The 12,360-nt window shown below is 58.9% G+C and carries 12 protein-coding genes; 8 read left to right on the forward strand and 4 right to left on the reverse strand.

Annotation, left to right across the window (positions count from 1 at the left end; translation table 11 throughout):
• Nucleotides 1-2: 2 nt before the first annotated feature.
• On the reverse strand, nucleotides 3-1,241 hold the full coding sequence (gene moeA / locus SERAS12_RS07670) for a molybdopterin molybdotransferase MoeA (protein ID WP_013812165.1): 1,239 nt from the start codon (nucleotides 1,239-1,241) through the stop codon (nucleotides 3-5).
• A 114-nt stretch (nucleotides 1,242-1,355) separates the two neighbouring features.
• Here moeA and SERAS12_RS07675 point away from each other — a divergent pair, with 114 nt between their 5' ends.
• The 8 genes from SERAS12_RS07675 (at nucleotide 1,356) to SERAS12_RS07710 (ending at nucleotide 9,321) form a co-directional block, all read left to right on the forward strand.
• On the forward strand, nucleotides 1,356-1,892 hold the full coding sequence (locus SERAS12_RS07675) for a DUF924 family protein (RefSeq protein ID WP_013812166.1): 537 nt from the start codon (nucleotides 1,356-1,358) through the stop codon (nucleotides 1,890-1,892).
• A 421-nt stretch (nucleotides 1,893-2,313) separates the two neighbouring features.
• Complete coding sequence (locus SERAS12_RS07680) at nucleotides 2,314-3,270, forward strand: isoaspartyl peptidase/L-asparaginase family protein (RefSeq protein ID WP_013812167.1); 957 nt, start codon at nucleotides 2,314-2,316, stop codon at nucleotides 3,268-3,270.
• 19 nt (nucleotides 3,271-3,289) lie between these two features.
• Nucleotides 3,290-5,167 (forward strand): dipeptide ABC transporter ATP-binding protein, encoded by a 1,878-nt coding sequence (locus tag SERAS12_RS07685; RefSeq protein WP_013812168.1) that lies wholly within the window; start codon nucleotides 3,290-3,292, stop codon nucleotides 5,165-5,167.
• A gap of 23 nt (nucleotides 5,168-5,190) precedes the next feature.
• Complete coding sequence (gene gsiB / locus SERAS12_RS07690) at nucleotides 5,191-6,729, forward strand: glutathione ABC transporter substrate-binding protein GsiB (protein ID WP_013812169.1); 1,539 nt, start codon at nucleotides 5,191-5,193, stop codon at nucleotides 6,727-6,729.
• 52 nt (nucleotides 6,730-6,781) lie between these two features.
• Nucleotides 6,782-7,702 carry a glutathione ABC transporter permease GsiC gene (gsiC, locus tag SERAS12_RS07695; protein ID WP_013812170.1) on the forward strand — a complete coding sequence of 307 codons (921 nt, stop codon included), beginning with the start codon at nucleotides 6,782-6,784 and terminating at the stop codon, nucleotides 7,700-7,702.
• Nucleotides 7,703-7,711: 9 nt separating this feature from the next.
• On the forward strand, nucleotides 7,712-8,620 hold the full coding sequence (gsiD, locus tag SERAS12_RS07700) for a glutathione ABC transporter permease GsiD (RefSeq protein ID WP_013812171.1): 909 nt from the start codon (nucleotides 7,712-7,714) through the stop codon (nucleotides 8,618-8,620).
• Between the two features lie 144 nt (nucleotides 8,621-8,764).
• Complete coding sequence (locus SERAS12_RS07705) at nucleotides 8,765-9,001, forward strand: type II toxin-antitoxin system CcdA family antitoxin (RefSeq protein ID WP_013812172.1); 237 nt, start codon at nucleotides 8,765-8,767, stop codon at nucleotides 8,999-9,001.
• Between the two features lie 2 nt (nucleotides 9,002-9,003).
• Nucleotides 9,004-9,321, forward strand: a complete 318-nt coding sequence (locus SERAS12_RS07710; protein WP_013812173.1) for a CcdB family protein — start codon at nucleotides 9,004-9,006, stop codon at nucleotides 9,319-9,321.
• Between the two features lie 33 nt (nucleotides 9,322-9,354).
• Here the strand turns inward: SERAS12_RS07710 and fghA are convergent, their stop codons facing one another.
• The 3 genes from fghA to SERAS12_RS07725 are packed head-to-tail and all read right to left on the reverse strand — an operon-like array spanning nucleotide 9,355 to nucleotide 12,285.
• Nucleotides 9,355-10,197, reverse strand: a complete 843-nt coding sequence (gene fghA, locus SERAS12_RS07715) for an S-formylglutathione hydrolase (protein WP_004942338.1) — start codon at nucleotides 10,195-10,197, stop codon at nucleotides 9,355-9,357.
• Nucleotides 10,198-10,211: 14 nt separating this feature from the next.
• Entirely contained in the window at nucleotides 10,212-11,339 is a 1,128-nt protein-coding gene (locus tag SERAS12_RS07720; RefSeq protein ID WP_004942340.1) for an S-(hydroxymethyl)glutathione dehydrogenase/class III alcohol dehydrogenase, read from the reverse strand.
• A gap of 28 nt (nucleotides 11,340-11,367) precedes the next feature.
• Nucleotides 11,368-12,285 (reverse strand): LysR family transcriptional regulator, encoded by a 918-nt coding sequence (locus SERAS12_RS07725; RefSeq protein WP_013812174.1) that lies wholly within the window; start codon nucleotides 12,283-12,285, stop codon nucleotides 11,368-11,370.
• Nucleotides 12,286-12,360: the final 75 nt, after the last annotated feature.

Consider the following 12,360-nt stretch of genomic DNA (forward strand, 5'->3'; position numbering starts at 1 on the left):
GTTCAGTTCCTCAACAAGGTGTTGAATGGCTCGATCTCCACCGTTTCGCCAACCGCCACGGAACCGCGTTCGCGCTCCAGCACGATGAAACAGTTCCCCTGACTGAATGAACTGAATACGTGCGAGCCCTGATGGCCGGTGGTGCTCACTTCCAACTCGCCCTGGGCATTGCTGCCAAACACGCCGCGCTGGAAATCAAGACGACCCGGCGCCTTCTTCAGCGGCGTCAATGCGCGTGCGTGCAGGCGCGGTGGCAGGTGCCACTCGCTGTGGCCGGCCAGTTTTGCCAGCAACGGCTGCACCAACTGGTAGAAGGTCAGGGCGGCGGAAACCGGGTTGCCCGGCAGGCCGCAGAACCAGGCGTGCTTCAGCTTGCCAAACGCAAAGGGTTTGCCGGGTTTGATCGCCAGTTTCCAGAAACTGACCTCGCCCAACTCGTCGAGCATTTGTTTGGTGTAGTCGGCTTCACCCACCGACACGCCGCCGCTGCTGATCACTACGTCAGCCTGGCTGTCCGCCTGCTCAAAAGCGTTACGCAGCGCGTTCTGGTCATCACGGATAATGCCCAGATCGAGAGTCTCGCAGCCCAATTGTTCGAGCATCAGGCGCACCGCAAAGCGGTTGGTGTCATAAATTTGCCCGGCTTCTAGCGGCTGGCCTACCGGCTGCAGCTCGTCGCCGGTGGAGAACACCGCGACCTTCAACTTGCGGATCACCAGCACCTCGGCGACGCCGAGCGAGGCCAGCAACGGCAACTGCGCGGCGCCCAGTTTGACGCCGGCAGGCAACACGCCGGCGCCCTGTTGGATATCTTCTCCCGCCAAACGGATATTTTGCCCGGCGCGTACTGCGGCATTGAAGCGAACGCCGGCATCGTTCACCTCGGCCTGCTCTTGCATGATCACCGCCTCGGCGCCGGTTGGGATCGGCGCGCCGGTCATGATGCGTACGCAGGTGCCGGCCGGCCAGTCACCGTTGAACGGCGTACCGGCAAAGGCTTTGCCTGCGACCGGCAGCGGAGCGTTGGCATGCAGGTCTGCGATACGCACCGCATAACCGTCCATGGCCGAATTGGCGAATGGCGGCACGTCGATCGGTGAAATCACCGGCGCGGCGGTAATGCGGCCGGCGGCGGCGTTCAGGGGGATGGATTCGGTCTGCTGCAGGGGAGAGAGTTGGCCGAGCATCTTCTCCAGCGCCTGCTCAAGGGAAATGAGATCGGAAGTATGGCAATGATCCATAAAGGGAACTCCGTAATCAGGGTGCGCGAAAAACAGCGGCAAAGTGGGAGTATTATGGCAGATAACGCCGAAGGGGAGAACGGGTTACACTGAGTAAAACAAGGGAGAAAGGTTATGCATAAACAGGTCATAGATTTCTGGTTCGAGGAGATCGATCCGGTGATGTGGTTCAAGAAAGACGATGATTTCGACAACCGGTTGCAGGTGCGTTTTGGCGAATTGTGGCACGCGGCGGCGGCGGGGGAATTGGCGCACTGGCGCGAAACTATCGAAGGGCGGTTGGCGGAGGTGATCGTGCTCGATCAGTTCAGCCGTAATCTGTATCGGGGTACGCCCCGTGCATTTTCCAGCGACTGCATGGCGTTGGTGCTGGCGCAAGAGGCGATCCGCTCCGGGCAATGTGAACAACTCAGCCGCGAACAGCGCGGTTTTCTCTATTTACCCTTTATGCATTCGGAATCGGCGGTGATTCATCAGCAGGCACTGGCGTTGTATACCGAACTGAATAATGGCGATCAGTTGGAATTTGAATTACGGCATAAGGCGATCATTGATCGTTTTGGCCGTTATCCGCACCGCAATGCGATATTAGGCCGGATCAGTACGCCGGAAGAAGAGGCATTTCTGCTGTTGCCAGGGTCGGGTTTCTGAATATTGATTATCTGCTTTCAACCGGCGAAAAAACCGCAGGTTGAACGCTTCACGGCTATTTATCCAGAGCTATCGGTTATTTTTTCGGAAAATTACTGTCCATCAAGTAGGGCGCTTGCCAAAAATATCAGAAATGACTTGTTGCGTGAATGCTTTGATCTAACGCCCTGTTTTTATTCCACTAAGCTATTTCAAGGTGCAAAATGGTCTAAGAAGGCTACGCTAAATGCTGAACGGCGACTTTATGCTTTACTTCGATTGCCGGGCTAAATATAGTCGAAAAAAGTCTGAATAATAATTACACCCGTCGTATTTCAAGCATACCTGGCGGCTCCCGAGCTGGCCGCCTGGCTGCAACTTGAAATCCATAGGGGATAGGCGTCTTGGAAAAGGGCTGGAATTAACACAGGGTGTCAGGCAAATGAGCAAACCAGTGATTGCCATTCATGGCGGTGCGGGCGCAATTACCCGTGCGGCGTTGAGTGCAGAAAAGGAACAAGAATATATTCAGGTGCTGTCCGGCATTGTCGCCGCAGGCCAGAATATTTTGGCCCAGGGCGGTAGCGCGCTGGATGCGGTCACCGAGGCGGTGAGGTTGCTGGAAGAGTGCCCGCTCTTCAACGCGGGCTTGGGCTCGGTGTTCACCCATCAGGGCACCCACGAACTGGATGCCTGCGTGATGGACGGCCGCACCTGCGATGCCGGCGCCGTGACGGGCGTTAACCGGATACGCAATCCGGTGCTGGCCGCGCGTGCGGTGCTGGAAAACAGCCAACATGTGCTGTTCGCCGGTGAAGGCGCAGAGAAATTCGCCGCGGCCCACGGACTGGAAATGGTCACCCCCGATTTCTTCTTTACCCAGGAACGTTTTGATCAACTGCACCGCGCTCAGGCGGAGCAGGGCCGGGTGCTGCTCGATCACGACGGCGCGGCGCAGACCGGCGATCCGATAGACCCCGATCGCAAATTCGGCACCGTCGGTGCGGTAGCGCTGGACGAATTAGGCAATCTGGCGGCCGCCACCTCAACCGGCGGTATGACCAATAAACAGGCCGGCCGGATAGGCGACACGCCGATCATCGGCGCTGGCTGCTATGCCAACAACGCCACGGTGGCGGTCTCCAGCACCGGCACCGGCGAAATCTTTATGCGCAGCGTCGCGGCTTACGACGTTTCTGCCTTGATCGAGTATGCCGGTCTGAGCCTGCAGCAGGCCAGCGACCGGGTGGTGATGGAAAAACTGCCGGCAATGGGCGGCAGTGGCGGGCTGATCGCCATCGACCGCCACGGCAACGTGGCCCTGCCTTTCAACAGCGAAGGGATGTACCGCGGCTTCGGTTATGTCGGCGATGCGCCGTCCATAGGGATTTATCGCTAACCGATCACCAGGAGGGTGCATGACCGATACTTCAATGCCGCCGGCGGCGGACTCCGGGCTATTTCTGCCGCCGCAGCGCGTACTGTCGGTACGCGATCTTGGCATCAGTTTTAACCAGCAAGGCGACACCGTCGAGGCGGTGCGGCACCTGTCATTTGACATCGATCGCGGTGAAACGCTGGCGATCGTCGGCGAGTCCGGTTCGGGCAAATCGGTGACCTCTCTGGCGTTGATGCGGTTGGTCGAGCAGGGCGGCGGCGCTATCGTCAGCGGCGTCATGCCGTTTCGCCGGCGCAACGGCGAGGTGCTGGATCTGGCGCGAGCGCGTCAGAGCACCTTGCGAACCCTGCGCGGCGCCGATATGGCGATGATTTTTCAGGAGCCGATGACGTCGCTGAATCCGGTGTTTCCGGTAGGCGAGCAGATCGCCGAGTCTCTGCGGCTGCATCAGGCGATGGGCGGCCGCGCCGCGAAACAAGAAGCCTTGCGCATGCTCGATCTGGTGCGCATTCCCGAAGCCAAAGAGGTGCTTAACCGTTATCCGCACCAGCTTTCCGGCGGCATGCGCCAGCGGGTGATGATCGCCATGGCGTTATCTTGCAAACCCGCGCTGCTGATTGCCGACGAGCCGACCACCGCGCTGGACGTCACCATTCAGGCGCAGATCTTGCAACTGATTCGCGTATTGCAGCAGGAAATGCAGATGGGGGTGATTTTCATCACCCACGATATGGGCGTCGTGGCGGAAATTGCCGATCGGGTGCTGGTGATGCATCAGGGCGAACAAGTGGAGCAAGGGCCGGTGCGCGAGTTGTTCGCCGCGCCGCAGCAGCCCTACACCCAGGCGTTGCTGGCGGCGGTACCCAGACTGGGCTCGATGGCAGATAAAGACTTCCCGGCCAAATTCCCGCAGCCCAACGGCGAAGACAATGGATTGCCGCAGGACACCGTGCCGCCCGGCGCAGCACCGATCCTGCGGGTGGAAAACCTGGTCACGCGCTTTGACCTGCGCAGCGGTATTTTCAACCGGGTCACCCGTCGGGTACACGCGGTGGAAAACGTCAGTTTTGATCTCTATCCCGGCGAGACGCTGGGGCTGGTGGGGGAGTCCGGCTGCGGCAAATCCACTACCGGCCGTTCGCTGCTAAAGCTGGTGGACAGCCAACATGGCACCATCACCTTTGACGGCCGCCAGATTAACCAACTGAAAGGCTCGGCGTTGCAGCACCTGCGGCGCGATATCCAGTTTATCTTCCAGGATCCTTACGCTTCGCTGGACCCGCGGTTGACCGTCGGTTTTTCGATTATGGAGCCGCTGTTGGTGCATAACGTGGCGCGTGGCAAGACGGCGGAGGAGCGTGTGGCCTGGTTGCTGGAGCGCGTAGGGCTGAAACCTGAGCATGCGCGGCGTTACCCGCATGAGTTTTCCGGTGGTCAGCGGCAGCGTATCTGTATTGCGCGTGCGCTGGCCTTGAACCCGAAGGTGGTGATTGCCGACGAGTCGGTGTCGGCGCTTGACGTGTCGATTCAGGCGCAAATCGTCAATTTGCTGCTCGATCTGCAGCGTGAGCTCGGCATCGCATTCTTGTTTATCTCGCACGATATGGCGGTGGTGGAACGCATTAGCCATCGCGTGGCGGTCATGTACCTCGGCCAGATCGTCGAAATTGGCCCGCGTCGGGCGGTGTTCGACAACCCGCAGCACGCTTACACCCGCAAACTGATGGCGGCGGTGCCGGTGGCCGATCCGGCACATGTCCATAAACGCCAACCGTTGTTGGTGGATGAAATTCCCAGCCCGATCCGCGCGTTGGGCGATGAACCCGTTACCGCACCGCTGGTACAGGTTGGGCCGGGGCACTTTGTTGCCCGCCACCCTATCGCCGGTGCTTATTAAAGACCTCAGGAGAGATAAGCGACATGAAGCACACATTCAAACGTAATGCGTTGGTGGCCGCCGTGCTGCTGGCGGCGGTGGGCGCAGGCCCGGCCTGGGCGGCGAAGGATGCGGTGATTGCCGTGGCTTCCAACTTCACCACGTTGGATCCGTACGACGCCAACGACACGCTGTCTCAGGCGGTGGCCAAGTCTTTCTATCAGGGGCTGTTCGGCTTCGATAAGGACATGAAGCTGGTTAACGTGCTGGCGGACGGTTACGAGGTGAGTAAAGACGGCCTGACTTATACCCTCAAACTGCATCCGGGGGTGAAATTCCACGACGGCACCGAGTTCAACGCCGAAGCGGTGAAGGTGAACCTGGATCGCGCCAGCAACCCGGACAGCCATCTCAAGCGTTACAACCTGTTCAAGATGATCGACAAAACCGAAGTGGTGGACGCCAATACGGTGAAAATCGTGCTGAAGGCACCGTTCTCGGCCTTTATCAACAATCTGGCGCACCCGGCGGCGGCGATCATTTCCCCGGCGGCGCTGAAGCAGTATGGCAAAGATATTGGCTTCCATCCGGTGGGCACCGGGCCGTATCAGTTCGTGACCTGGAACCAGACCGATTTCGTCAAGGTGAAGAAGTTCGACGGCTATTGGAAGCCAGGGTTGCCGAAGCTCGACAGCATCACCTGGCGCCCGGTGGTGGACAACAACACCCGCGCGGCGATGCTGCAAACCGGCGAAGCCACCTTTGCCTTCCCGATCCCTTACGAGCAGGCCAAGGTGCTGGAAGGCAATGCCAAGCTCGACGTAGTGGCTGCACCGTCGATCCTGCAACGTTATATCAGTCTGAACGTCACCCAGAAGCCGTTTGATAATCCGAAAGTGCGCCAGGCGTTGAACTATGCCATCAACAAGGATGCGCTGATCAAAGTGGCGTTCTCCGGCTACGCGGTACCGGCGGAAGGCCCGGTACCGCCGGCGATCGACTTCGCTACCCGCTACAAGCCGTGGCCGTACGATCCGGCCAAGGCGCGCGAACTGCTGAAAGAGGCCGGCTATCCGAACGGTTTCACCACCACGTTGTGGTCTTCGCATAACCACAGCACCGCGCAGAAAGTGCTGCAGTTTGCCCAGCAGCAGCTGGCGCAGGTTGGGGTGAAAGTGACGGTGACCGCGATGGATGCCGGCCAGCGTGCCGCGCAGGTGGAAAGCGTCGGGGTGAAAGATACCGGCGTGCGCATGTTCTATACCGGCTGGTCGGCGTCGACCGGCGAGGCGGATTGGGCGCTGTCGCCGCTGTTCGCCACCCAGGCTGCGCCGCCCAAGCAGTTCAACACCGCGTTTTACAGCAATCCGCAGGTGGACAAGGATCTGACCGGCGCGCTGGCGACCACCGATCGCGCCGAGAAGCAAAAACTCTACAAGGATGCGCAAGATCGGATCTGGGCCGACGCGCCGTGGATCTTCCTGGCCACAGAGCGCCTGCTGTCGGCCAACAACAAACAGCTAAGCGGTTTCTATGTGATGCCGGATACCTCGTTCAACTTTGATAATGCCGATCTCAAATAAGGCGCCAATCCCCGCCCTCTATCCGGGGGCGGGGTGAGGGGATTAACCCGACATGCTTAATTATTTTCTGAAACGACTGCTGGGTCTGATCCCGACGCTGCTGATTGTCGCGGTGCTGGTGTTTCTTTTCGTTCATCTGCTGCCCGGCGATCCGGCGCGGTTGGCGGCGGGGCCGGATGCCGACGAAGCGGTGGTGCAACTGGTGCGCAAGGATCTGGGGCTGGATAAGCCGTTGCCTCAGCAGTTCGTCCATTTTTTTGTCAATGCGCTACAAGGCGATTTCGGCACCTCGATGGTATCCAAGCGCCCGGTGAGCGAAGAGATCGGCTCGCGCTTTATGCCAACGCTGTGGCTGACCCTCACCAGCATGCTGTGGGCGGTGATCTTCGGCATGGCCATTGGCATGGTGTCCGCCGTGTGGCGTAACCGTTGGCCGGATCGCCTGGGCATGACGCTGGCGGTCTCCGGCATTTCATTCCCCGCCTTTGCGCTGGGTATGCTGCTGATGCAGGTGTTTTCCGTCAACCTCGGCTGGTTGCCGACGGTGGGCGCCGACAGCTGGCGGCACTATATTTTACCCTCGATTACGTTGGGCGCGGCGGTGGCGGCGGTGATGGCGCGCTTTACCCGCGCTTCATTCGTTGAGGTTATGCAAGAGGACTATATGCGCACCGCGCGTGCCAAGGGCGTGCGAGAAACCATGGTGGTGGTGAAACACGGGCTGCGCAACGCGATGATCCCGGTGGTGACCATGATGGGGTTGCAGTTCGGCTTTCTGCTTGGCGGCTCTATCGTGGTGGAGAAAGTCTTTAACTGGCCGGGGCTGGGCAGGCTGCTGGTCGATGCCGTCGAGATGCGCGATTACCCGGTGATCCAGGCCGAGGTGCTGTTGTTTTCTCTGGAGTTCATTCTGATTAACCTGTTGGTGGACATGCTGTATGCGGCAATCAACCCGGCGATACGCTACAAATGAGGGCGCTGCATGATTAAGCATTGGCGACGTAACGCTGCATTGAAGGCGATGCCGACGATCAACCCTAACGCGGTGCGCACGCCGTGGCATGAGTTTTGGCGGCGTTTCCGCCGGCAGCATGTGGCGTTGATCGCGGGACTGTTTGTGTTGCTGTTGGTGGCGGCAGCGCTGTTTGCGCCGTACCTGGCCCCCTTTGATGCGGAAAACTATTTTGATTATGACCGCCTGAACGAAGGCCCTTCGCTGGTGCATTGGCTGGGCGTGGATTCGCTGGGGCGGGATATTTTTAGCCGTATTCTGATGGGTACGCGCATTTCGCTGGCCGCCGGGGTGTTCTCGGTGCTGGCCGGCGGATTGATTGGCACGTTGCTGGGCCTGTTGGCGGGCTATTATGAGGGCTGGTGGGATCGGATCACCATGCGCATTTGCGACGTGTTGTTCGCGTTTCCCGGCATCCTGCTGGCGATTGGCGTGGTGGCGATCATGGGCAGCGGCATGGCCAATGTGATTATCGCGGTGGCCATTTTCAGCATTCCGGCGTTTGCCCGGTTGGTGCGGGGCAACACCCTGGTGCTGAAGCACCTGACCTATATCGAGTCGGCACGCAGCATCGGCGCTTCGGACTGGACCATCATCATGCGGCATATTTTGCCGGGCACTCTTTCGTCGATTGTGGTGTATTTCACCATGCGTATCGGCACGTCCATCATTACCGCCGCCAGCCTGTCGTTCCTCGGCCTGGGCGCGCAGCCGCCGACGCCGGAGTGGGGCGCGATGCTCAACGAGGCGCGAGCCGATATGGTGATTGCGCCGCACGTGGCGATTTTCCCCAGTTTGGCGATTTTCCTCACCGTGCTGGCGTTCAACCTGTTGGGCGACGGGCTGCGCGATGCGCTGGATCCGAAACTGAAGGGGTGACTTTGGGTCTGTTGCCTTTGCGCGTTCAGGCCGGTTTCGCCATGATGCGTGGCGCACATTTGAATGGGCTGACACCGTTCCTGGGTGTTATTTTTCGTTCAATAAGCCGTGTTGTTTGCATGAAGATTATTGCGGGAGGTGCTAATGCCAGTAAAACAACGAACGACCCAAAGCGTTACCATGGCGATGGAACGCAGTTTACTGAGCCGTGCACGTGAGGCGGGCATTAACCTCAGTACTACGCTGAATACTGCTTTGGATGCCGAATTGCGTCAGCATGAGATGAGGAAATGGAAGGAAGAAAACCGAGAAGCGATCGATGCTTTAAATCGTTTTCATGAAGAACATGGCTGTTTCAGTGACGAATACAGGACGTTTTAGCGATGCAATTTACGGTATACGCGAATACGGGGAAAAGCGCAGTCTATCCTCTGCTGCTTGATGTGACGAACGATATCATCGAGCAATTAAATCGCCGAGTTATGATCCCGTTATTACCCATTGAAAAGTATCCGGCCAGTACTCGCCCGGAACGCTTGAACCCTTTGGTCAGGCTGGTGGATGACAACGAGTACGCCGTTATGACTCATGAGATGGCAAGTATTCCCGTTCGTATCCTGGGCGCTGAATTTTGCGATGCTTCCCAATACCGAACCAAGGTGAAAGCCGCAATAGATTTTCTTTTCGACGGTATCAGATGAAATCCGGGCGGCTAAACCGCCCGGATTTTTTTATCAGCGGAACAGATGTTCGGCGTGGAAACGCAGGTGGTCTTCGATAAAGGTGGCGATGGTGAAGTAGCTGTGATCGTAGCCTGGCTGAATACGCAACGTCAGTGGCCAGTCGCGCTGGCGTGCCAGCTCGGCCAGTTTCGCCGGTTGCAGTTGATCCGCCAGGAACTGATCGCCGTCGCCCTGATCCACCAGGACCGGCATTTTTTCCGCCCCGTTAGCCAGCAGGTGGCAACTGTCGTATTGCAGCCACTGGCTTTCGTCGTTCCCCAGATAGGCGGTGAAGGCTTTACGCCCCCAGGGCACCTGACAAGGGTTGACGATCGGCGCGAACGCCGACACTGAACGAAAGCGCTGCGGATTACGAAACGCCAGCATCAGCGCGCCATGGCCGCCCATGGAGTGGCCAAAGATCGACTGGCGATCGCTGACGCTGAAATGCTGATTGATCAGCGCCGGCAGCTCATCGCTGAGGTAATCGTACATGCGAAAATGCTTGTCCCACGGCGCCTGCGTGGCGTTCAAATAGAACCCGGCGCCCTGGCCCAGATCGTACCCTTCATCGTTCGGCACATCGTCGCCGCGCGGGCTGGTATCGGCCATCACCAGTACCAGGCCCAGCTCGGCGGCGATGCGTTGCGCACCGGCCTTCAACGTGAAGTTTTCATCATTGCAGGTCAGCCCCGACAGCCAGTACAACACCGGCGGCGGGTTATCATCACGCGGCGGCGGCAGATAGATGCTGAAAGTCATGTTGCAATTCAGGCTCTGCGCTGCATGGCGGTAACGCTGTTGCCAGCCACCGAACATGCGGTGCTCTTCGAGAAGTTCTAATGACGAGTTCATCTCTGCCTCCTGGCTTATTTTTTGTCGAAGTGAATAACCGAGCGGATTGATTTGCCTTCGTGCATCAAATCGAACGCTTCATTAATCTGATCGAGCCCCATAGTGTGGGTGATAAAGTCATTCAGTGCGAATTCGCCGTCCAGATAACGCTGGACGATGCCCGGCAGTTGCGAACGGCCCTTGACGCCACCGAAGGCGGAACCGCGCCAGACGCGGCCGGTGACCAACTGGAACGGACGGGTAGAGATCTCTTGGCCGGCACCGGCTACGCCGATAATCACCGATTCGCCCCAGCCTTTGTGACAACATTCCAGCGCGGAGCGCATCACGTTGACGTTGCCGATGCACTCGAAGGAGAAATCGACGCCGCCGTCGGTCAGCTCAACGATCACGTCCTGAATAGGTTTGTCGTAGTCTTTCGGGTTGATCAGATCGGTTGCGCCCAGTTTACGGGCCAGATCGAACTTGCTGGTGTTGATATCGATGCCGATGATGCGGCCTGCGCCGGCCATCTGCGCGCCGATAATCGCCGACAGGCCAATGCCGCCGAGGCCGAAGATGGCCACGGTGTCGCCTTTTTGCACTTTGGCGGTGTTGATCACCGCGCCCATGCCGGTGGTGACGCCACAACCCAGCAGGCAGACCTCTTCCAACGGCGCTTCTTTGCTGATTTTCGCCAGCGAGATTTCCGGTACCACGGTGTATTCGGAGAAGGTTGAGGTGCCCATGTAGTGGAAGATTGGCTGGCCGTCTTTATAGAAGCGGGTCGTGCCGTCCGGCATCAGGCCTTTACCCTGTGTGGCGCGGATCGCCTGACACAGGTTGGTTTTGCCGGATTTACAGAATTTGCACTCGCCGCATTCCGGGGTGTACAGCGGGATCACGTGATCGCCGACCGCCACGCTGGTGACGCCTTCGCCTACCGCTTCCACCACGCCGCCGCCTTCATGGCCGAGGATCGCCGGGAACACGCCTTCCGGATCGGCCCCTGACAGGGTGTAAGCGTCGGTGTGGCATACGCCGGTGGCGACGATCCGCACCAGCACTTCGCCTTTTTGCGGTGGCATCAGATCGACTTCTTCGATTTTCAGCGGCTGGTTCGGGCCCCAGGCAACGGCGGCACGGGTTTTGATCATTTCCATCATAGTCTCCAGTGGTCTATTTTTTAAATCAGGCTATGTCGATAGCGTCTGATGAAACGAGGTTTGTGTCGTCAACAGCGGCGGTTTCCGCCTGTTCAATAATCAGTTCTTTCAGCGCGCGCACGTTCGGGCCGAACGCATCGCGGCGCCACAATAACCAGGTGGCGGTTTGGGCGATGTCATCCGGCAGAGCATGCACTTTCACCCGTTCATGGCCCGGCAGCAGGCTTAACACCGAGTGCGGGATCATCGCCAGCCCGGCGCCGCTGGCAACGCAGGCCAACATCGCGTGGTAGGACTGAATTTCCATAATCTGGCCCGGCAAGGCGCCTTCGCGTTTGAACCAGGACTCCAGCCGCAAGCGGTAGGAGCAACTTGCCCGGAAGGCAAACAGCGTTTCGCCTTTGGCGTCTTTAGCGTTATGAATCGGCAGATGGTCGAGGCAGGAGATCACCACCATGTGTTCGGGGAAGGCGATACAGCCGTTGAGTTCGTCATACTGAACCGGCCCATCGACCAGCGCCGCCGCCAACGTACCGGCGCGCACCCGTTCGGTGATTTCGCCCGAAGTGCCGGTGGTCAACGACAGTGAGACTTGCGAAAAGCGCTGGTGGTAGGCCGCCAGCAGATTGGGCAGGCGGGTGGCCGCCGTGCTTTCCATCGAGCCTATAGCGAAGTTCCCCGCGGGCTCACCGGCATGGGTGATGCTCATGGCTTCTTCACTGAGCGCCAGAATGCGGTTGGCGTAGCAGAGGAAGTTGTGGCCCATCGGCGAAAGGCGCAGGCGTTGCTTTTCGCGGATGAAAAGATCGGTGCCCAGTTCCTGCTCAAGCTGGCGCAGGCGCGTGGTCAGGTTCGACGGCACGCGGTGCAGTTGCTCGGCGGCACGGGCGACGGAGCCGGTTTCGGCGACGCTGCAGAACATGCGAAGCTGGGTCAGATCCATGGTCTTCTCTTTTCGTGATGAACTTGATGAGTATTATTCAGTTTTTGTGAGTTTAATACTGCGGCATGATGCTGG

Origin of the sequence: Serratia sp. AS12 (assembly GCF_000214195.1) — a bacterium.
Lineage (GTDB): Bacteria > Pseudomonadota > Gammaproteobacteria > Enterobacterales > Enterobacteriaceae > Serratia > Serratia plymuthica.